Source organism: Aquimarina sp. 433, from assembly GCF_054054605.1.
The window spans coordinates 390,912-413,924 of the sequence record NZ_JBSWZK010000001.1; the positions used below are offsets into that span (position 1 = coordinate 390,912).

General features: G+C 35.3%; 15 protein-coding genes. All 15 read right to left on the minus strand.

The genetic code is table 11. The features are described 5' to 3' along the window. Position 1: 1 nt before the first annotated feature. The 15 genes from ruvA to ACWNT5_RS01845 all read right to left on the minus strand — a co-directional run bounded on the left by ruvA (position 2) and on the right by ACWNT5_RS01845 (position 22,970). Positions 2–583: a Holliday junction branch migration protein RuvA gene (ruvA, locus tag ACWNT5_RS01775; RefSeq protein WP_456516429.1), complete on the minus strand. Its 582-nt coding sequence runs from the start codon at positions 581–583 to the stop codon at positions 2–4. A gap of 127 nt (positions 584–710) precedes the next feature. Next, positions 711–3,023: an NADP-dependent malic enzyme gene (locus ACWNT5_RS01780; protein ID WP_299603528.1), complete on the minus strand. Its 2,313-nt coding sequence runs from the start codon at positions 3,021–3,023 to the stop codon at positions 711–713. Positions 3,024–3,169: 146 nt separating this feature from the next. After that, positions 3,170–5,107 carry a trehalase family glycosidase gene (locus ACWNT5_RS01785; protein WP_299603531.1) on the minus strand — a complete coding sequence of 646 codons (1,938 nt, stop codon included), beginning with the start codon at positions 5,105–5,107 and terminating at the stop codon, positions 3,170–3,172. A gap of 14 nt (positions 5,108–5,121) precedes the next feature. Beyond that, on the minus strand, positions 5,122–6,840 hold the full coding sequence (locus ACWNT5_RS01790) for a sodium:solute symporter (RefSeq protein WP_299603534.1): 1,719 nt from the start codon (positions 6,838–6,840) through the stop codon (positions 5,122–5,124). Positions 6,841–7,045: 205 nt separating this feature from the next. After that, positions 7,046–7,972 (minus strand): tRNA epoxyqueuosine(34) reductase QueG, encoded by a 927-nt coding sequence (queG, locus tag ACWNT5_RS01795; RefSeq protein ID WP_299603537.1) that lies wholly within the window; start codon positions 7,970–7,972, stop codon positions 7,046–7,048. A 5-nt stretch (positions 7,973–7,977) separates the two neighbouring features. After that, positions 7,978–9,315: a cytochrome P450 gene (locus ACWNT5_RS01800; RefSeq protein WP_456516430.1), complete on the minus strand. Its 1,338-nt coding sequence runs from the start codon at positions 9,313–9,315 to the stop codon at positions 7,978–7,980. 12 nt (positions 9,316–9,327) lie between these two features. Beyond that, entirely contained in the window at positions 9,328–11,340 is a 2,013-nt protein-coding gene (locus ACWNT5_RS01805) for an amidohydrolase family protein (protein WP_299603543.1), read from the minus strand. 22 nt (positions 11,341–11,362) lie between these two features. Next, positions 11,363–12,385, minus strand: a complete 1,023-nt coding sequence (ruvB, locus tag ACWNT5_RS01810; RefSeq protein ID WP_299603546.1) for a Holliday junction branch migration DNA helicase RuvB — start codon at positions 12,383–12,385, stop codon at positions 11,363–11,365. 133 nt (positions 12,386–12,518) lie between these two features. After that, entirely contained in the window at positions 12,519–14,339 is a 1,821-nt protein-coding gene (locus tag ACWNT5_RS01815; protein ID WP_299603549.1) for a cytochrome c oxidase subunit I, read from the minus strand. Between the two features lie 48 nt (positions 14,340–14,387). Further along, positions 14,388–15,464, minus strand: coding sequence for a cytochrome c oxidase subunit II (locus ACWNT5_RS01820; protein WP_299603552.1), 1,077 nt, complete (start codon positions 15,462–15,464; stop codon positions 14,388–14,390). Positions 15,465–15,496: 32 nt separating this feature from the next. Continuing rightward, positions 15,497–16,843, minus strand: a complete 1,347-nt coding sequence (locus tag ACWNT5_RS01825) for a quinol:cytochrome C oxidoreductase (RefSeq protein WP_299603555.1) — start codon at positions 16,841–16,843, stop codon at positions 15,497–15,499. 45 nt (positions 16,844–16,888) lie between these two features. Then, on the minus strand, positions 16,889–17,536 hold the full coding sequence (locus ACWNT5_RS01830; protein ID WP_299603558.1) for a c-type cytochrome: 648 nt from the start codon (positions 17,534–17,536) through the stop codon (positions 16,889–16,891). Positions 17,537–17,541: 5 nt separating this feature from the next. After that, positions 17,542–18,081 carry a DUF3341 domain-containing protein gene (locus ACWNT5_RS01835; RefSeq protein ID WP_299603561.1) on the minus strand — a complete coding sequence of 180 codons (540 nt, stop codon included), beginning with the start codon at positions 18,079–18,081 and terminating at the stop codon, positions 17,542–17,544. Between the two features lie 4 nt (positions 18,082–18,085). Further along, a complete protein-coding gene (nrfD, locus tag ACWNT5_RS01840) occupies positions 18,086–19,819 on the minus strand; it encodes an NrfD/PsrC family molybdoenzyme membrane anchor subunit (RefSeq protein WP_299604665.1) in 1,734 nt (577 codons plus the stop codon). Positions 19,820–19,853: 34 nt separating this feature from the next. Further along, positions 19,854–22,970: a TAT-variant-translocated molybdopterin oxidoreductase gene (locus tag ACWNT5_RS01845; protein ID WP_456516431.1), complete on the minus strand. Its 3,117-nt coding sequence runs from the start codon at positions 22,968–22,970 to the stop codon at positions 19,854–19,856. Between the last annotated feature and the right edge of the window lie 43 nt (positions 22,971–23,013).

Consider the following 23,013-nt stretch of genomic DNA (forward strand, 5'->3'; position numbering starts at 1 on the left):
TTTATAAATTTTTTAGTGCTTGCTTGATAATATTTTCTACAGTTTCTGTCGGATTCGCTTTTACGATTTTATCCACAACCTTTTCTGCTTGTTTTCTATTAAATCCAAGGGTTTCTAAAGCAGATAACGCTTCATCCTTATTAGTATTGTTTTGGGATACAGAAAGTTCATCAATATTATAAACTTTAAGAATTTTATCTTTTAGATCTATGATAACACGCTGAGCCGTTTTTGCTCCAATTCCTTTTATAGATTGTATCGTTGCCACATCATTAGAAGCGATTGCTTCTTTAATCTGGTCTGGATGTAAAGAAGACAGCATTGTTCTAGCAGTACTAGCACCAATTCCTGATACAGAAATTAGAAGTCTAAAAATCTCACGTTCGGATTTTTCTGCAAAACCAAATAAGGTATGTGAATCTTCTTTTATCTGAAGATGTGTGTACAACTGTAAAACCTCTTGATCTGGTATGAGAGAAAATGTATGTAAAGAAACATGTAATTGATACCCTACTCCATTACAATCTATTACTACATCCGTTGGATTTTTTTCTATGAGACGCCCTTTGATTTGTGTAATCATTCTATAGATGAGTGTTAAGCATCCAAAAGTAAGAAAATTATCCTACAAAATCTGCTAAAAAAATAAGCTTCAAAAAGATAACTTTTTGAAGCTTATTATACTAGTAAAATATTATCAATATTTCGAATTATGCCTCACTAGTAACTAGTGAAAACATCTCTTTTTCTCTTTTTTCTTTCTCCTGAGCATCAATAACCGCCACAGCAGCAACATTAATTATCTCTTCTACGCTAGCCCCTAATTGCAAAATATGAACTGGTTTTTTCATTCCCATCATAATAGGACCTATGGATTCAAAATTATTTAATTCCTTAAGCATTTTATAGGTACTATTTGCAGAATCCAAACTTGGAAAAACCAATGTATTCACCTTACGACCGTTGAGTTTAGAAAATGGGAATTTATCCTTACGCATATCTCGATTCAAAGCAAAGTCCATCTGCAATTCTCCATCAACAATTAAGTTTGGATAATATCTATGTAAATAAGAAACAGCATCTTTCACCTTAGACGCATTTGGATGCTTTGAAGACCCAAAATTCGCATAAGAGATCATTGCAATCACTGGATCTACTCCAAACATTTCTACAGTTCTAGCTGTCATTTGAGCAATCTTTGCCAATTCTTTTGATGTTGGATCTATATTAATAGAAGTATCGCTGATAAACAAAGGTCCTTTATTAGTCATCATAACATTCATGGTAGCAACTCTCGTAGCTCCTTTAGCTAAACCAATAAGCTCTAACATTGGTTTTAATACTGTTGGATAACTTCGGGAATATCCAGATAAGAGTGCATCAGCATCTCCTTCATTTACCATCATAGCAGCAAAATAATTACGCTCTCGCATTAATCTCTGTGCTCCGTATAAGGTAATTCCTTTTCTACTATTCTCTTGCCAGTACTTTTGTGCGTATCTATTTTTGCGATCAATTTCTTCGTCTGCTTTTGGATCGATAATTGTTACTCCTGCGGCATCAAAATCAATCTCTTTCATAAGTTCGATGATGATATCCTTTCTTCCTAGTAAAATTGGAAAAGCAATTCCTTCTTCTTTCACTGTTTGAGCAGCTTTAAGAACATCTAAATGATCTCCTTCGGCAAAAACAACTCGTTTAGGGCTTAATTTAGCGCGATCCATCAATAATCTCACTAATTTATTATCATTCCCCATTCGCTCTAAAAGTTCGCTTTCATATTTATCCCAATCCTCAATTGGTGCTGTCGCGATACCGCTATCTATTGCTGCTTTGGCGACTGCTGGTGGTACTTTAGCGATTAGACGAGGATCAAAAGGCTTAGGGATGATATAATCTCTACCAAAATTAAGTCTTGTTTCTCCGTATGCTATATTCACTTGCTCAGGAACTGGTTCTTTAGCTAATTCGGCAAGTGCTTTTACAGCAGCCATTTTCATTTCTTCATTAATCCCAGTTGCTCTTACATCTAATGCTCCTCTAAATATAAATGGAAACCCTAGAACATTATTTACCTGATTAGGATGGTCACTTCTTCCGGTTGCCATGATGATATCTTTACGAGTATCAATTGCTAAATCATACTGTATTTCAGGATCCGGATTAGCCATAGCAAAAACAATAGGATTTTCTGCCATAGACAACAACATTTCAGGATCAACTAAATTAGCCATTGAAAGTCCTATAAAAACATCAGCATCCTCCATCGCATCTGCCAATGTATTTAGATCTCGATTGGTTGCAAATTCAGCTTTTTCTTTAGTCAGATTATCCCGATCACTTCTTATAACTCCTTTACTATCGGTCATTACGATATTCTCAGCTTTGGCTCCAAAAGCTTTGTATAATCTTGTACAAGACACTGCGGCAGCTCCTGCTCCACTAACTACTATTTTTACTTTATCAATATCTTTCTCTGCAATTTCCAGAGCATTTAAGAGAGCAGCAGCAGAAATAATAGCAGTTCCATGCTGATCGTCATGCATTACTGGGATATCCAATTCCTCTTTAAGACGTCTTTCAATTTCAAAAGCTTCAGGGGCTTTAATATCTTCTAAATTAATTCCTCCAAAGGTAGGTGCAATATTTTTTACGGTTTCGATAAATGCGTCTACATCTTTCGTATCCACCTCGATATCAAACACATCAATATCTGCAAAGATTTTGAATAACAGTCCCTTTCCTTCCATCACTGGTTTTGATGCTTCTGGTCCGATATCACCAAGACCTAAAACAGCGGTTCCGTTAGAGATGACGGCCACCAAGTTTCCTTTAGCAGTATATTTATATACGTTTGCTGTATCTTTTTCGATTTCTAAACAAGGTTCTGCTACTCCAGGAGAATATGCTAAAGATAAATCTCTTTGTGTAGCATATTTTTTGGTAGGTACAACCTTGATTTTACCAGGAGAAGGTTTTGCGTGATAAATTAATGCTTCTCTTCGTTTACTTTCGATACTCATACTAAATCAATAAAAATTGTGTGCTATACAAAGGTACAAGTCTGAACGAGATGCAAAAGGCAAATCCAAGTTATCTTTAAAAAAATAAACACTTAAGAGAAGTTGATGTTTTTTTATGAAATAAATTACGAAATTATCAATTACAACTACCTTTTATTAAAAATTTCATTAGGATCTACCAAATCATCTAACTGCGACTTTAATTTTTCATTTAAAATGCTTAATCCTAATTGATATGAGGCATTCATCCATCCAAATCCACTTGGAGTGATATAATCGAATTCAGTACCTACATTGCCATACTCTGCATATACCTTGTGTGTGCATTGGACAACATCATACTTTTCTGGGATGGTTCCGTTATAATTAACCGCATTTTTAGTAATCATCCATAACCAACGATATACCAATTCCTGAGCTTCTTTTTCATAACCGTAATTCATTAATCCTCTCCATATCATCATCTGATGTGGAGCCCAACCATTAGGATAGTCCCATTGGCGTTGTGGAGCATTTGGATCCTCTTTGTTTGCAATATCTGTAGTTGCAGCTACTCCGCCTTTCTGCACTAGCTCTTGAAATAAATTCTTAACTAAAGATTCTGCTTGCTCCTTAGAAGATAATCCAGCCCATAGCGGATAATAATTTGTGGCAGATTCAATTTTTTGTTTGGTTTTAGTAATAAAATTGTAGTCGTAATATGCTTCTTTCTCAGCATCCCAAAGCAAATCATTCATCAACTTTTTTCTTTCTTCAGCTTTAGACAACCAATATGAGGATGTATAGTCCTTATCATTTACTATAAACTTATCATCATAGACTTCTTTGATTAAATAGGCAATATCTTGCTCATACTTATACAATAAACTATTAATACCCACAGTATTTAAATGAATACAAACATCATCCAATCGGTTAGATGTATCATGACCACTCTCTCTCATAGAGCGATCATGTGTAAAATACAGGTCTAATTCCTTGTCTACAATCTCTCCGGAATCATACTTAGCTGTAAATTCTTCTAATGTTAAACTATGCTTCTTAGCAAATTTATTTAATATGAAATCAAAATGACCTTCCTCGGTTTCTGGAGGGATTCCAATTCCTTCTCCATAAAAACGACTCAAACCCGTATCGGTTAGACGTATTCCTTTCGCCATCCATATAGTCTCATATTCTTTGATAATCATTTTTAGATTATCTGACAACCATTCTCTAGACACTGAAGGGTTTTGCTGATAAATTTCTTTTACTAAAGAACTGAAAAATGGTGGTTGTGTTCGTGTTAGATAATAACTTCTATTTGCATTTAAAATCTTACCATAATGTTCTATCTGGTATCCAAAATTATCTGCCATCGACATTGCCAAATCAGAACGACCATCAATCAGCAGACCAATAGATTCGAAATAACTATCCCATCCATACATCTCATTAAATCTTCCACCAGGAACTACAAAAGGTTTTGCATTATAATTCCCTTTTTCATCAGTATAATGATCTAGATTAAGAATACCTGACGCATTATTTAAGGTTTTTACATACGCTGGTGTTATTTTTTCTGGTAAGGTGATTACTTTTAACTTAGGAATTTCTGTTTTTATAGACTCAAAATACGCGATAGCCTCCTTATCATTAAATGGAACATATAATCGGAACGTATCGGTTTCAGACTTTGTATCTTCTAATACTACTGCCAGTCCTTTTTTATCAACCGATCTGGTTAGATTATCCCAATATCGTGTTTTGATTAATCTTGAAATTCGATCACTTGGGGATTCTGTAACTTTATCCAAGGATATCGTATCATTCTTTTCTGCAATTGCCAGTTCCTGAAGCAAATTAGACAAATGATAAGTTCCTTCTACGACATTAGTCTCTCCATTAGCATTTATAAATTCAAACTTTTTAGGCCCCTTATCATCTACTGTAATCTTTTTATCTCCATCCGTATCCTCCTGAAAAATAAGTTGATCCAATAATATATCATGACCTAGATATTCGACCTTCTCTTTATCCTTGCAGTTAACCAACACTAATGAAACCACTACGATTATCAAATGTTTTAATCTAAACTTTAGCATACCAATTATTTATGTTACCAGAAAAAACCAACTACTACGGCAGTAATTACCAGAAGAATTACAGACAATATTCTATAATTTTTGTACCAAGGTAATCCAACAAGTTCTTTAGATTCCTCAATAAACATTTCACGTTTATATGTATATTCTTCTATTTGAGCCTCCGATTGCGGTTTAGTAATTAAACTTACTACTACATGTAAAAATATGCATATAATAAATAACCAAGTAGCTTTTGCTAAAAAGTGTAATTCATTTACTTCGGGAACCCAATCAAAAGTTTGAGATAAAATCATTAATACTGCTAATAAGAAACCAGTAAGTAAGCTTACTATAGAACCATTTCCATTGGCTCGTTTCCAAAAGAGACCTAATACAAAAGTTGATACTGCTGGTGGACATGTATACGCAATAACCAATTGCAAATAAGTCCATAAAGAATCACTAACACTTTCTATAAATGGCACCCAGGAAATCGCCAAAACCACAAGAATGATTGTTGTGATTTGTCCTACTCGTACTAATTGTTGACTCGTAAGATCTGGTTTTATTTGTTTTACAAAATCCATTGTCACTAACGTAGAAGCAGAATTAAATGTTGCTGATACCGAAGACATCATTGCTGCCATCAAACCTGCCACGACCAACCCTAACACCCCAACAGGTAATAACTGAAATAACAGAACAGGATACGTAAGATTCGGACAATCAGCAAGATTATCACAGATGGAGCCATCTGTCAAAGCGTAATTCAAACTGGTAATATCCAACGTACTAAATAATAGCAACGCTAATACTCCTGGAACTACCATGATAAAAATCACAGGTAATTTTAGTAATCCTGCAAACAGAGCTCCCCAACGTCCATGATTTAGATCTTTCGCCCCTAAAACTCGTTGTACCATAAACTGGTTATTTGCCCAAAAATAGAATCCTAGTAGTGGCACACCGGTGAGTAATCCCCACCAAGGCATGAACTCGTCGTTATCTGGTCGTACTAAACTAAAAACTTCACCAGAATTTGAAGGTATATATTTACCTTCTGCCAACCGATTTCCAAAATCTACCTCTCCTGCAGACAACATACTATCTAATTTAGCCATCATTCCGGACCAACCGCCTCCCAATTGATCAAAAGCAAAATAGGTAAGCAAACAAGAACCGATGATCAAGAGGACTGCTTGTATAACCTCAGTCTGTATTACCGAGTTTAATCCTCCTGGAATTGTATAGGCAGCAGCAGCAACTGCTAATATGACAAGAATTAACGTAGAATCCATTGATGGAAACAACAAGGTTAATACTATCTTACCTACATACAATCCAGCTGCGGTATCCACCAAAATATTACCTACAACCGTAATAAATGAAAAATAATATCTGGATCTTTTATCATACCGCCGTTCCAAAAACTCTGGCATAGTATATACTCCCGATCGGAGATAAAATGGTAAAAAGAAAATTGCAAAAAAGATCAACACTACTACCGCGTACCATTCGTAATTGTACACGTTAATATTTGTTTGATATGCATCTGATGCTAAACCTACTAATGTAGAACTGGAAATATTTGCAGAGAACAATGCAATTCCAACAATAGGCCAAGTCATTGTTCTACCTCCTAAAAAATAGTCCTCGGAACTTCCTCGTTTTGATTTTGAAATTCCATAAATAATAATTCCGATAAGATATACTACAATTACTGTAATATCAATATAAGATAATTCATTCATGTGTGAAATGTTTAATGCCTTTCCTAACTTCTAGTCTAAAGAGCTTCCAATTTTCAAACACTTAGAATATGGAAATCTCATGATTTTTAGACAAACCCTGATGAAGATACAAGTTTCTGTTAAAAATATTGATTTTTTAGCACTAAAAACAGTTAATATGATATATACAACCGTTTGTATTATGAATTTTTCAGCAAAAAACGAACTAGTCCTTCAAAAATTGAATATTCCTATTAAGACCGGAAAATTTAGTTCTTTTTACAGCAGACTTCTGAAAAACTTTTGAAAACACCTCTTGCGTGATCTCTTCCCAATCTTTTTTGGTCATTTCCAGTAATTCTGGTTTAGGATTAAAAAGAGGTTCATTATGAGGTTTAGAAAAGCGATTCCATGGACATACATCCTGACATACATCACAACCAAACATCCAATTATCGAATTGCCCTTTGTACTCTGTAGGGATCTCTTCTTTTAGCTCAATTGTAAAATAAGAAATACACTTGCTACCATCTACCACATATGGGTCAACAATAGCTTGCGTGGGACATGCGTCGATACAAGCTGTACACGTGCCACAATGATCAGTAACAGGAGTATCGTAATCTAATTCGAGATCAATGATTAGCTCTGCGATAAAATAAAATGAACCTACTTTTTGAGTTAAAAGATTACTATTCTTACCAATCCAACCTAAACCGCTTTTTGCTGCCCAAGCCTTATCGAGAACGGGAGCTGAATCCACAAATGCTCTTCCATGAACTTCTCCAATTTCTTCGGAAATATACTCTTGAAGTTCCTTTAATTTCTTTTTAATCACATGATGGTAATCCTGCCCATATGCATACTTGGAGATTTTAGGTGCATTCTCATCTTTTTGATAATCTGACGGAAAATAATTAAGTAGTAGTGATATTACACTTTTAGAATCTGGAACTAGCAATGTAGGATCTAATCGTTTATCAAAATGATTTTCCATATAGGACATTTGTCCGTGCATATTTTGATTGAGCCATTTTTCTAATCGAGGAGCTTCTTCTTCTAAAAATTCAGCTTTACTAATACCACATGATAAAAACCCAAGACGTTTGGCCTCATCCTTAATCAAACGGGTATGTTGGGCTCTACTTTTCAAGAAATTTATCTTTCTTCAAATTTTAAAATCGCATTTACCGGCTTCAATGTAATCAGTGGTTTAATTTCTATTTCAGAGATAGTGGTCGTTATTTTATATTTCCTCACTAATTCACTAACTGCATATATCATTTCATACATTGCAAAATTGCTTCCTACACACATCCTTGGTCCTGCTCCAAACGGAAAGTACCAATCTGAATATTTCTTTTTATTATCTGAATGAAATCGATCTGGATTAAAAGCGAGAGGATCTTCCCAAAAATCTTTATGCCTATGTATTTCGAAAAATGAAATTAATACGGTAGTTCCCTTAGGAAGATTGATATTTTCATACTGATCATCTTCAATACTCACACGATCTGAAAAATATGCTGGAGGATATAATCGCATAGATTCTTCAATACACTGAGCTGTGTATTTACTCTTTTCGAATTGTTCCATTAACGATAACTCTTCCCCTTCTGAAACACTAATTTCGTTGTGTACGTTTTTCTGAATTTGTGGATGCAGCGCCAACAAACTTAGACAAAAAGATAAGGCATTGGAGGTAGTTTCATGTCCCGCTACAAATAATATTAATATCTCATCTATCAACCTTTCATTATCCATATAGCTACCATCTTCATATGTAGAGTTTAGTAGCATATCCAATAAATCATCATAGGCTTCTTTAGATTTTCGCCTATCTTCGATAATCTTATGAAGTATATCTCTTGCTTCTTGCGTTAAGCTCAGCGTACTTCTAATTTGACCACTTAAATGAAACCACCATCGTTTATAAGGCTGTCTTATTTCTCTTATTAAAGATTGCTGAGCAGCTTCAGTAATATGTTGCAATCTAGCCATAGTGTTACCCGTATCTGTATAACTAAATAACGACTTTGCAACTACTTTAAATGCCAAATCATTCATTAAAGGGTATACATCCATTGCTTTATCTGGAACAATTCTGGCAAGCTCTTCATCAATGGTTTGCCTAATTGTCTTAGCAATGATATCAATCTTTTTCTTGTAAAAAGCAGGCTGTATGAGTCTTCTCTGTTTTAACCAATGTTCTCCATTAGAAGTTAAGAGACCAATACCTATATACTTTCCTAAATCTTTTGTCTGAAGCGGCGATTTATAATATTTGCGATGTTGATTTTGTAACATATGCTTAGCAAAACCAGCATCTCTAGTAAATATAACGGAGTTTCCAAATCCTAAACTTACCTGAAAAACATTTCCGAATTTTTTAAAGTTCCTACGATGAAATGGTAACGGATTACTTAAAATCTGTTTTGCATTTCTAAGTACCTTAAAAAAAGAAACTTTAGGAATTGATGTAGTTATGCTCTTCATGGAAGGATTAATTTATTCAAAATGCTTTACGCCTATAACGTTGTATAACTTCTTAGGGTAATACAATTTTCCATCTTTAATAGTAAGCTCCACTTTTCTAATATCACTGATATTTTCTACAGGATTTCCATCAACAAGAATTAAATCTGCTAAGTAACCTTCTTTTACTGCACCCAACTTCTCATCAAAACCACATACTTTAGCTGAGATAGCTGTTGTTATTTTCAAAACTTCAGAAGATGGTATACCTGCTTTTACATAGTTCTCCATTTCGGTATGTAGTCCAAATCCAGCTAATGCATCTGTTCCTGCCACTATAGACACCTCGTTATCATATAATTGTTTAACTAGTGCTAATAACTTATCATAAGAAGCTTTATATTCTTCCTCCCTTCCTTCTGGAATTGGTAGTCCTCCAGAATAATAACCCCTCTGTATATTTAGCGGCAATCTGTTTAATATTTTCTTGAAAGAAGGGTTTGGATCTCCTGCTTTGGAAACAAACATTCCTTCAAAAATAGAGACGGTAGGGTCAATAACTATATTTTTGTCTTTCAACAATTGAATAAAGTTTTTGAATTCTTGAGAGTCAAAATCTAACTTATAATTATGTTCAGCAACCATTGAAAATCTAAGAGGGGTTCTGGTATCGATAGTATCAGAAAGAAAATTAAGAGCTAACATATTAGCATGTTGAATCTCGTTATAACCATCTTGTACCGCTTGTTCTGCAATCATGAACGAAGGTATATGACCACTAACTCTCATCCCTAATTCATGAGATTTATCTGCAAGTGGCTTCACCCATTCTGGCTCTATAGAGCTGTACAGTTTAATTTGTTTGTATCCTTTACTATGATAATCTTCGATAGCCTTAAAACCTTCTTCAAGATTATTAATAATACTCCCTGTTGGCCCTGCATATGGTCCTGCTTTGTCTATAAACCCACTCATCACCAAAATTCTTGGACCAATAAGCTTATTCGTATCAAAATTTTCCTTTAGCTTAGGAAGATCGAAAGAGTTCCCTAAATCCCTCACTGAAGTAACACCCGCAGCAAGATGTAAAATTCCATCGGTCTCATCAATATGAGTATGCATATCGAATAAGCCTGGAAGTAATGTTTTATCCGTCCCATCAATCACCTCATACGCTTTAGTGTCAGAAGGTGAAGTTTTGCTAACGGTTTCAATTACATTGTCATTTAAAACAACAAACATATTAGGAATTAAATTCCCATTTTCCGAATCAAATAAAGTCACATTATTGAGCAATATTTTCTTGCTGGAGTTACGAGTTAATGTAGAACTAATTTTCTTTAAATATTGTTCTTCTTTCTGTTTTTGTATTGGAAGTAACTGCTTAACTATACTATCATATCCTTTTTGAATACAAGTGATCCATGAAGAGGTATACCCAAAAAATCGATCTTGTTCATCGATCCAAGAATAAGAAGGAGTAAAAGATTGACCTGTTAACTCGACCAATCTTAGTTGAATAGAGTCATTTATAGTATGATGGTCAATAGCAGTAATTTTAATATTTCCTCCTGGTAATAAATCTACTTCATTATCTTCTGCCGAGAGTAATTTCTTGATCAAAATATCTGTAGTTCCAAAAGAACTGTTTATTGCCGAAAAGAATGAATTATTATCAAATTTGATCTCGCCTTGTTCTGAGCTGCTTTTCCAACTTGCTAGACCATTTTCAACCTTAAAAACCTCACTAACTGTATCCTTCAAATAATTATGCCCATTTATTTCATGATATACAATTGTATGGTTTTCATTTACCAAAACTTTTTCTTCGGTATGTGGACCTCTACCTCTATCATTGAATTCATAAATATATCTGTAAGCACCATCACTGTCTCTTGAGCTTTTCTGATAGCCTGCAAGTTTTCCTCCCATGTAGATATTATAATCTCTACTCTCATACACAGGAATTTTTCCTTTCTCCTTTTTAGCGCAGGAAGCAAAAGTAAATATAACAGCGACTGTTACCAGTTTTAAACTTATTTTCATGAATACTATTTATGTCATTGAATCAAAATAAACCACCTTGAACACCTCCTTTTATCCTACCTAAATGTTTATAGGCTGCTGCGGTAACTTCTCTACCTCTTGGAGTTCTCATAATAAAACCTTGCTGAATCAAAAAAGGTTCGTATACTTCTTCTATGGTTTCTGCACTTTCACTTACTGCCGTAGCCAAGGTTGTAATTCCAACAGGACCTCCTTTAAACTTATCTATAAGTGTGGTAAGAATTTTATTGTCCATTTCATCCAAACCGTGAGCGTCTACATTAAGCGCTTTTAAGGCAAATTTTGAAATTTCTATATCTATTTTACCATTCCCTTTAATTTGTGCAAAATCACGCACCCTACGAAGCAGTGCATTGGCAATTCTTGGTGTTCCTCTACTCCGTCCAGCTATTTCTATCGCGGCTTCCAAGGAAATAGGAACATTAAGTATATGAGCACTTCTTTCTACTATAGTAGCTAATAACTCTGTAGTATAATATTGCAATCTCGACTGGATTCCAAAACGTGCACGCATGGGAGCCGTTAGTAGACCCGATCTTGTCGTGGCGCCAACTAAAGTAAATGGGTTCAGGTTAATTTGCACTGTACGAGCATTAGGACCACTTTCGATCATAATATCAATCTTATAATCTTCCATCGCCGAGTATAGATATTCCTCGACAATAGGACTTAAACGATGAATTTCATCTATAAATAAGACATCACGATCATCTAAATTAGTTAATAAACCTGCTAAATCTCCTGGTTTATCCAATACTGGACCTGACGTAACCTTAATACCTACTCCGAGCTCATTTGCCAAAATATGCGCCAAGGTAGTTTTACCCAAACCTGGAGGACCATGAAATAAGGTATGATCCAAAGCTTCATTCCTAAGATTGGCTGCCTGAACGAAAATTTTAAGATTCTCTAAAACCTGATCCTGACCAGAAAAGTCTTCAAAGGCCAATGGACGTAACGCTCTTTCTATATCTAAATCTTCATTAGAATAATTTTCGTTTGATGGATTAAGGTTTTCATTCATTCGTACGATACATTTTAGCTACATTCTAAATCATTATTTGATTTCCATACAACTTCAACAAATATAATAGAAAAAGAAAGAGCCTTTTCATAAAACTGAAAAGGCTCTATATATTATTGAAGTTATATATCCATTAATGATGTAACTCCTCTTCATCATCTTGCATTGGCGTAATCTGCGATACCCAATCTTGTCCTGGTATTACATACTCCCCATCTTCTCTCGTCTTACTGTAATCATAAGGCCATCTATATACGTGAGGAATAGCTCCAGGCCAGTTACCGTGTATGTGCTCTACTGGCGTAGTCCATTCCATCGTATTTGATTTCCATGGATTCTGAGTTGCTTTCTTTCCATAGAAAATAGAATGTATAAAATTATATAAGAATACTAACTGTGCCGCTGCTGTAATTAAAGCAAAAACAGTAATTAGAACATTTGTATCTGCTAAATCATCAAAATATGGGAATGCACTATTTGTATAATAACGACGTGGTAAACCTGCCATACCGATAAAGTGCATTGGGAAGAATACTCCATATGCTCCAATTGCTGTTACCCAGAAATGTACATATCCAAGATTCTTATTCATCATTTTACCATACATTTTAGGGAACCAATGATATACCCCAGCAAATAACCCATATAAAGCAGAGATACCCATTACTAAGTGGAAGTGTGCCACTACGAAATATGTATCATGTACGTTGATATCCAAAGTACTATCTCCTAAAATAATTCCAGTTAGACCTCCAGTAATAAACGTAGATACTAATCCTATCGAGAACAACATAGCCGGATTAAACTGCAAATTACCTTTCCACAGCGTGGTAATATAGTTAAAAGCTTTTACCGCAGATGGAATTGCAATTAATAAGGTTGTGAATGTAAATACGGATCCCAAAAATGGATTCATTCCCGAAATAAACATATGGTGACCCCAAACAATTGTTGATAAAAATGCAATTGCCAATATAGAAGCAACCATCGCTCTGTAACCAAATATAGGCTTACGAGCATTAGTCGCAATAATCTCGGAAGTAATACCTAAAGCAGGTAATAATACGATGTATACTTCAGGATGCCCTAAGAACCAAAATAAATGTTCAAATAAAACCGGAGAACCACCTTGATTGTGCAATACCTCTCCTGCTATATAAATATCACTTAAATAGAATGAAGTTCCGAAACCTCTATCCATAATTAGTAATAAAGCAGCTGATAATAACACTGGGAATGACACAATACCAATAATTGCAGTTACAAAGAATGCCCAAATGGTAAGAGGCATACGTGTCATTGACATTCCTTTAGTACGTAAGTTTATAACTGTTACAACATAATTCAATGATCCCAACAATGAAGAAGCGATGAATATAGCCATCGATACTAACCATAACGTCATACCTGTACCAGAACCACCAATCGCTTGCGGAAGTGCACTTAAAGGCGGATAGATTGTCCAACCTGCAGAAGCAGGACCTGCCTCAGCAAAAAGAGACAATACCATAATAACACTACTAAGGAAGAACAACCAATAAGACACCATATTTAAGAATCCCGATGCCATATCTCTTGCACCGATCTGCAATGGAATTAAAAGGTTACTAAACGTACCACTTAAACCCGCAGTAAGGACAAAGAATACCATGATCGTACCGTGGATTGTTACCAAAGCCAAATACATACTTGGATCCATTACTCCATCTTCTCCAAACTTACCAAGTAAAACTTCAAAAACAGTAAACTTGTGATCAGGCCAAGCCAATTGCATTCTAAACAATAAAGACATTGCGATCCCTATGATACCCATTATCAACCCAGTAATCAAATACTGCTTTGAGATCATCTTGTGATCTTGACTAAAAATATATTTAGTTATAAAGGTCTCTTTATGGTGATGTCCGTGATCGTGATCTTCTGCATGACCATCTACGTGTGCTATTGCTGACATACGATTATACTTTTAATAAAAATTTATAATTTCTCTTTTTCTTTCTTCTTAATTACTTGCCTGAGCGGATATCTGTTCTTTAAACGTCTTCTGCTCTTTTAGCCAAGTATTGTAATCCTCTTCGGACTCAACAACAATTTTCATTTGCATATTGTAATGAGAAGCTCCACAGATCTTATTACATAACAAGTAATAATCAAATTCATAATTCTCCAAAGCCTCATCACCTGCTGCAACTAATTTCTTGCTTTTCTCTCTTCTGATTTTGTTAATTGTTGCAACTTTTTCAACCATAAACTCACTATTACGCATCTCTTCAGACGTCATTATTGGAGTATACGAAAACTCAGTAATCATTCCTGGAACAACATTCATCTGAGCTCTAAAGAAAGGCATATAAGCAGAATGTAAAACATCCTGAGAACGCATTTTAAATATTACCTTTCTATTCACCGGAAGGTGTAACTCATTTACAATTTTATCATCCATCCCGTAAGAATCCGAAGCATCTAACCCTAACGTATTTACTCCTTCGATAAAACGAACATTAGCCTTACCAAGTACATTATCTTCACCCGAATATCTTGCTCTCCAATCAAACTGGTAAGCATATAACTCAATAATTAATGGATCACCTTCTTCTTCATCAATATTCATAATATCAGTCCAAGTAAACAATCCGTATATAATTAAACCTGCTAATACAATTACTGGAATAATTGTCCAGATAAACTCTAATTTATCATTGTCTGCAAAAAATAATGCTTTGTTATTTTTGTTTCCTCTATACTTGTATGAGAAAAAATGTAAAAGTCCTTGTGTGATAATCTGAACAAACATTATCAACACCATTGAAATCAACATCAATCTATCATACTCTATACCGTGCTCTGATGCTGACTCTGGCAAGAAAAAACTGTTATATTGTACAAAACAAAAGATTGTTAGGACGTATATAAATATAACAAAAGCAAGCATTAATTTACCCTGAAGGTTATTATCCTTATCATTTGCTACTTGAGAATTATCAGCACCTTTTACTTGCGATAACTTTAATATTTTAGACATCTGCCATAAGGAGATTCCAATTAGTGCTATAACTACTATGGTTAAGAATACAGTCATTTTTATCTATCTTCTTTTTTACAATCTAATTTTTAATAATGAAAGTGTTTACTTTCTTCAATATAAGGGTTACCCTTAGCTAATAATGGTGCTTTAGTAAGTGCTTTAAATACTACGAATAGGAACAAACCTAAAAACAATAACACAGCACTGATCTCTGAGATCCCAATAAACCAAGACTCTCCTACTGATGCTGGCATCACCATATTAAATACGTCTATATAATGTCCGCATAAAATTATAATTCCAGCCATAACTACAAACCAATTAATACGTTTGTAATCACTATTCATTAAGACTAATAATGGGAATATAAAATTCATTACCAACATACCAAAGAAAGGTAATTTATAATCCTCTATACGTGTAATGAAATAAGTAACCTCTTCTGGAATATTTGAATACCATATTAACATGAACTGAGAGAACCATAGGTAAGTCCAAAATATACTAACTCCAAACATGAACTTAGCCAAATCATGAATATGACTATTATTTACAAACTCTAAATAACCTTTTGATTTCAAATAAATAGTGATCAAAGCGATTGTAGTAATTCCTGAAACGAATAGTCCAGCAAAAACATACCATCCAAATAATGTACTAAACCAGTGTGGATCAAAACTCATTATCCAATCCCATGAAGCCATTGATTCTGTGTAAATAAAGAACACAAGGAAACCTGCTGATATTTTAAAACTTTTCTTGTACCATTTGTTACCAGTACTATCTTCGTCTTGCTTTCTAGAATACTTCACAGCAAAATGGCGATATAAAAACCATCCTCCTAAGAAAATTGCTGCTCTAATTAAGAAGAAAGGAACATTCAACCATCCTTTTTTACCGTCAATTAAAGCGTCATACTTTTCATTTGAAGGATCTAATAAATCAGCATCCATCCAGTGGAAAATATGATTCATATGAAATCCTGATAATGCCAAGATCACAAATAATATAATACCACCTGGAACAAGATAGGCGGTAATAGCTTCCATTACTCTAAATAGAACTGGTGACCATCCCGCTTGCGCTGCAAACTGAATAGCGTAAAAAGCTAAAACACCTAAAGCTATCATGAAAAAGAAGAACGCTGCCACATATAATGCCGCCCATGGCTTATTTTGTAATTGATGTAATGTATGCTCATAGTGAGCATCTCCACCATGTGCATCTTCATTTCCATGCCCATTAGAAGAGTGAGCATCAGCTGTTGCGTGCGTATCACCATGACCACCACCGTGTGCATCGTGTCCTGCCATCATTTCTTTAACGTCTTCGATAGTTTTTGGTGTGCTTAAAAACCCAGTTGTTAATCCCACTAATCCAACAACCATCAAAATGATAGAAAATAATCTTAATTTACTTGATAGCGTATACATATTTATATAATATCGTTATTCTTAACTTTTAAAAATTGCACCAAATTAATGTGCGTTATCTTGCTGTTCTTCTGTTGACTGTTCTGCAGTTTCTACAATCTTTGGAGCTACCACATCAGTATCTATGCGAACTGGTTTACCTTCTAAATCTGCTTTTAACTTCTGCACATACTGAACAATTTGCCAACGCTCGTGCTCACTTGTTTGAGAAGCATACGATCCCATAGAATTAATACCATAATACATTACATGATAAATACTTCCTTCAGTAATTGCTCTTCCAGCATCATCATAACTAGGTACACCTAAAATCTTTTCTCTTTTTACCAAAGTTCCTTTTCCATCACCTTTAGCTCCATGACATATTGCACAATAAATATCATACAAAGACTTTCCTTCCTCTTCATTCTCTTTAGTGTATCGTATAGGATTCTTTAATGAATCTTTAGCCATCTGATAACCTTCAGGAGCATTTTTAAAATCATAAGGCATCCAACCTCTAGGAATAGATCCTTCTACTGGTAACATAGCCTCTTGACCTCCTGGAAAAACCTCATACTGACCATAGGTTTCATAACCTATAGGCGCATACATATTAGGCATATACTGATAATTAGGCTTTGAATCCTTTTTACAAGAAACAATACTAATCATCATTATTGCGACTACTATTATATTTAAACTATTCTTCATTATAACTAATGGTTATCTTCTTGCTTATCTATTACTTTAATTTCTACAGCACCTGTGTTGCTTAAAAAGTTAGTCATCTTATCTACATCGTGATGACTAGCATCTATTTCCATTAAGAAATGATCGTCTGTAGTTCTTACATCAGGATTTTCAGCTTCCTTAAAAGGCCACAATTTACTTCTCATATAAAAAGTAATTACCATTAAGTGTGCCGCAAAAAACACAGTAAGCTCAAACATAATTGGAACGAAAGCTGGCATGTTTTCGATGTAACTAAAACTTGGTTTCCCACCAATGTTTTGAGGCCAATCTTCGATCATGATATAGTTCATCATTGTGATTGCAACTGTAAGACCAACACATCCATACATAAACGATGTAATTGCTAATCTTGTCGGAGCTAATCCCATAGCTTTATCTAAGCCGTGAACTGGAAAAGGAGTATAAACCTCTTCTATATGATAATGCTCGGAACGAACCTGCTTTACAGCGTCCATTAGGACATCATCATCTGTATATAATGCATGTATAACTTTAGATGCCATACTTCTAATTGTTTTTTAATTTTTCAGCTTGTCCAGCCCAATCATCGCGTTGCGCTCTTCCTGGGAAAGAACCTGTAATACTATCTAATAAATTGTATTCTTTTTCGGTCATTTTACTTACTTGATCAAAAGTAAATATCCCTATTTCATTCAGTTTCTTTTCCATTACTGGACCGATACCATTCACCTTCTTTAGGTCATCAGCAGTTTGAGTACTAGCGTCAAAAGTTCCCAGATTACCAAGCAAACTATCTATATCTTCCTGACTAGCTTCTTTTACTTGCTCTACTTTCTCTTCAACTTCTTCTGCAGTGATTTTAGCTTCTACCTTAGGAAGTTCATCTCTATGATCAATCCCAGCCTCTCTAAGTTTTTTGTACTTCTCTCCAGAAGATTTTAATATTGTTTTCACCTCTGCTTGCGCAATTACAGGGAATGTACGAGCATATAACAAGAACAACACAAAGAAGAATCCAATCGTACCGATAAATATTCCTATATCTACAAATGTAGGAGAGAACATTGTCCAAGATGATGGTAAGTAGTCCCTATGAAGAGAAGTAACAATAATTACGAAACGCTCAAACCACATTCCTATATTTACCACTATAGAAATTATGAAAGAGAACATAATACTTCTTCTTAGTTTAGGGAACCACATAAACTGTGGTGAGAACACGTTACATGTCATCATCGCCCAATATGCCCACCAGTAAGGTCCTGTTGCTCTGTTTAAGAATGCATATTGTTCATACTCCACTCCAGAATACCATGCAACAAATAACTCTGTAATATAAGCCACCCCAACTATAGAACCAGTAATCATGATTACGATGTTCATTAATTCTATATGTTGAATGGTGATATAGTTTTCTAGATTAGACACTTTTCTCATAATGATCAAAAGTGTGTTCACCATTGCAAATCCTGAAAAAATTGCTCCCGCAACGAAATAAGGAGGGAAGATTGTAGTATGCCATCCAGGTATTACTGATGTTGCAAAGTCAAAAGATACAATTGTATGTACAGAAAGTACTAATGGTGTTGCTAGACCTGCAAGTACCAAAGACACTTCCTCAAAACGTTGCCAATCTTTTGCTCTACCACTCCATCCGAAGGATAGGATACCGTATATTTTCTTGTTAAAAGGAGTAATCGCTCTATCTCGGATCATCGCAAAATCAGGTAATAATCCAGTCCACCAGAAAACTAATGAAACTGAAAGATATGTTGATATCGCAAATACATCCCAAAGTAGTGGTGAGTTAAAGTTTACCCATAAGGATCCAAACTGATTTGGAATTGGCAATACCCAATATGCTAACCACGGACGCCCCATGTGAATAATTGGGAATAAACCTGCCTGAATAACCGAGAAAATGGTCATCGCTTCAGCAGATCGGTTAATCGCCATTCTCCATTTCTGACGGAATAATAATAGTACAGCTGAAATCAGTGTTCCTGCGTGACCGATACCTACCCACCAAACGAAGTTAGTGATATCCCAGGCCCATCCAACTGTTTTATTTAATCCCCAGGTCCCGATACCTGTGGAAATTGTATAAATTATACAACCTATTCCCCAAAGGAAAGCAACAAGGGCAATTGAAAACACAATCCACCAAGATTTGTTTGCTTTACCTTCAACTGGCGCAGCAACATCCACTGTTACATCGTGGTAGGTTTTATCACCAGTTACTAAAGGTTTTCTTATAGGTGCTTCGTAATGAGACATAATCCTTTATAATTGAATTGATTCTTTATTTAGTTAATTAGGCTTCTGTTGTATTTCTTACTTTCGTCTGATACATCACGTTTGGTTTTGTACCTACATGCTCAAGTAAGTGATACATTCTATTATCCTCTTTTAATTTGGCTACTTTACTATCCTTATCGTTGATATCACCAAAAGTCATTGCTCCCGAAGAACAAGCAGCCGAACAAGCCGTCTGGAATTCTCCATCTTTAATAACTCTACCATCTCTCTTTGCATCTAGAATAGTTTTTTGTGTCATTTGGATACACATAGAACATTTTTCCATAACACCTCTTGATCGAACAGTAACGTCTGGATTTATTACCATACGTCCCAGATCATTGTTCATATGATAATCAAACTCATCGTTTTCATTATATAAGAACCAGTTAAATCTTCTTACCTTGTAAGGACAGTTGTTTGCACAGTATCTGGTACCTACACAACGGTTATAAGCCATATGGTTTTGTCCTTGTCTACCATGAGAAGTCGCCGCAACTGGACAAACTGTTTCACAAGGAGCATGATTACAATGCTGACACATTACTGGTTGGAATGCTACTTCAGGATTATCCGAAGGAACTTCCATTTCACCAAATTCTGATAACGAACTTCCTAGTCCAGAGATTGCATCTTTTTTAGCATTATCACCTTCAAAAGTTTCTTGAGAAGAATAATAACGATCTATACGTAACCAATGCATATCACGTGATCTACGCATTTCTGATTTTCCAACAACAGGAACATTGTTTTCTGCATGACAAGCAATCACACAAGCACCACATCCTGTACAAGCATTTAAATCTATAGAAAGATTAAAATGATGTCCTACAGAACGATCAAATTCATCCCAAAGATCTACTTCTGGAGAAGTAACCTCGTATTCGATATGATTTTTACTTACTTCAGGAACAGCATTCCAAACATGCTTATCTTTCGTATTAAAGATCTCTAAAGTAGTTTCTTTGATAATATCGCCACGTCCCATTAGCGTGTTGTGTAACTGCACACAAGCAAACTCATGAGTACCCTCAGCTTTCGCCAAAGTCACTGGCTGTACCGCATTCTGATTCTGATACAAAGCAAAAGCATTAACTCCTACTTGCATTTCTTCCTTAAGCCCAGCAGTCTTTCCATATCCTAATGCCAAACCAACAGAACCTTTGGCTTGACCTGGTTGGATTATTACTGGCGCGGTAACCTTTGATCCATTAACTTCTACCGTAACGTAACTACCGTTTAAAGCGCCATTTGCAACATTTTCATTAAAAATACCTAAATCAGACATTTCCTCCGCATCTGCTCTCGATATCGTTAGGTAGTTATCCCAAGAAGCTCTGGTAATTGGATCAGGCATTTCTTGTAACCAAGGGTTATTTGCCTGTTGACCATCACCTAAAGCTGTTTTTGTATATAAAGTAAGCTCTAATCCATTCGATTTGGCTGTCGCTAATCTTCTGGCTGCAGCCCCTACATTTGGACCTGCTGGCTTTTCTTCTGTAACTTCTCCTTCTGGAGTATTTATAGCTTCTTCTAGAGATTCCTTTGGCAATATTGGTTTTACCAGCACTCCATCATGCAATGCTTGACTCCATGAAGTTCCACCTAGAACTCCTGTCCACGCATTTTTAATATAATCATTATAAGAAGCAGAATTTCCAGTCCACTTTAATAAAGTTTCCTGAAATTGTCTTGTATCAAACAAAGGACGAATAGTTGGTTGCATCAAACTATAACTTCCTTTCTTTAACTCCACATCACCCCATGACTCTAAATAATGCGGTGTTGTAGCTATATAACTACACGCTGAAGCAGTTTCATCATTATGCATACTGAAAGCCACAGAAAGATCCACTTTCTTAAGACCTTCTTTAAATTCCTGTGCATTCGGTAATGAATATGCTGGATTAACTCCTGCGATTAGTAACGCTCCAACACGTCCTGCGTTCATATCTTTTACCAACTGCGCTACTGCTTTCGAATTACCTTGACGGATTTTTCGAGGTGTATTTTCGTTAAAAGCCTTACTATTAATATGCTTGTTTATCGCTAATACTAATAATTGAGCATCCACATCCTGGATTCCAGAAACAACAACAGCATTACTGCCCGCTTTCTGAATATGTTTAGCAGCTTTCACTACTTCTGCATCCAATGTAGCATCCAACGCTCCTTTAGAACCAGCTCCAGTTACATATTTGTATAATGCCGCAAGCACATGCTTTTGCTGTGTAGGCGTTGCTTGTATTCTATTATCTGCATTTGCTCCAGAAAGAGACATATTTGCCTCAAACTGAATATGCTTTGACATCTTACCATTTTTCGGAACACGACCTTGCGCATACCCTCCATCATATCCCCCACCTTGCCAATCACCAAGAAAATCAGCTGCAATACTAACTACAGTATTTACTTTTGAGAAATCATAATCTGCTAATGCTCTTTCTCCATACATCATTTCATAAGCATCCAATGCTTCGCTGTAAGAAACCGAATCGTAAACGACCTGAGAAACGTTAGCATATTTCGCTTTAAATTCTGCAATTAGCTTAGAAGTAGAAGGACTTGCAAAAGTTTGCGTTAACAAAACAATCTTCTTACCTCCAAGACCATTTAATTTAGCTCCAACTTCTTTATCAAGTTCACTCCAGCTAATATCCTCTGCACCTTTCTTTGGACCTTGCAATCTAGAGCTGTCATATAATGACAATACAGAAGCATGCACTCTAGCATTTGCTTCTCCATTAGAAGTAGCAAGATTATTATTTTCAACTTTAATTGGACGACCTTCTCTAGTCTTAATCAAAACACTAGCGAAATCAAAACCATCAGCAATAGTAGTTGCATAGTAGTTGGCAACACCAGGAACAATTCTATCTGGTTGCACTACATATGGTATTGACTTAATCACTGGGCCTTCACACGCTGCTAATGATGCAGCTGCTGTACTAAAACCTACATATTTAAGAAAATCACGACGGGTAGTCGAAGAATTCTCCAGAGATGATTTATCTCCTAAAAACTCATCCGTAGGAATCTCCTGAACGAATTCATTTTGTTGTAGCGTCTCAACAATAGAGCTATTTTCATTTAGCTCTTCAACACTTTTCCAGTATTTCTTGTTTGATGACATATAATTGATATTAGCTTCTTACTTATTTTTTCGTTTAAACGAA

Coding starts and splice junctions, on each gene's coding strand:
- ACWNT5_RS01830 (WP_299603558.1), bottom strand. CDS start 17,536: ATGAAGAATAGTTTAAATATAATAGTAGTCGCAATAATGATGATTAGT.
- ACWNT5_RS01820 (WP_299603552.1), bottom strand. CDS start 15,464: ATGACTGTATTCTTAACCATAGTAGTTATAGCACTAATTGGAATCTCC.
- ACWNT5_RS01790 (WP_299603534.1), bottom strand. CDS start 6,840: ATGAATGAATTATCTTATATTGATATTACAGTAATTGTAGTATATCTT.
- ACWNT5_RS01835 (WP_299603561.1), bottom strand. CDS start 18,081: ATGGCATCTAAAGTTATACATGCATTATATACAGATGATGATGTCCTA.
- ACWNT5_RS01845 (WP_456516431.1), bottom strand. CDS start 22,970: ATGTCATCAAACAAGAAATACTGGAAAAGTGTTGAAGAGCTAAATGAA.
- ACWNT5_RS01825 (WP_299603555.1), bottom strand. CDS start 16,843: ATGTATACGCTATCAAGTAAATTAAGATTATTTTCTATCATTTTGATG.
- ruvB (WP_299603546.1), bottom strand. CDS start 12,385: ATGAATGAAAACCTTAATCCATCAAACGAAAATTATTCTAATGAAGAT.
- ACWNT5_RS01805 (WP_299603543.1), bottom strand. CDS start 11,340: ATGAAAATAAGTTTAAAACTGGTAACAGTCGCTGTTATATTTACTTTT.
- ACWNT5_RS01780 (WP_299603528.1), bottom strand. CDS start 3,023: ATGAGTATCGAAAGTAAACGAAGAGAAGCATTAATTTATCACGCAAAA.
- ACWNT5_RS01785 (WP_299603531.1), bottom strand. CDS start 5,107: ATGCTAAAGTTTAGATTAAAACATTTGATAATCGTAGTGGTTTCATTA.
- ACWNT5_RS01800 (WP_456516430.1), bottom strand. CDS start 9,315: ATGAAGAGCATAACTACATCAATTCCTAAAGTTTCTTTTTTTAAGGTA.
- ruvA (WP_456516429.1), bottom strand. CDS start 583: ATGATTACACAAATCAAAGGGCGTCTCATAGAAAAAAATCCAACGGAT.
- ACWNT5_RS01815 (WP_299603549.1), bottom strand. CDS start 14,339: ATGTCAGCAATAGCACACGTAGATGGTCATGCAGAAGATCACGATCAC.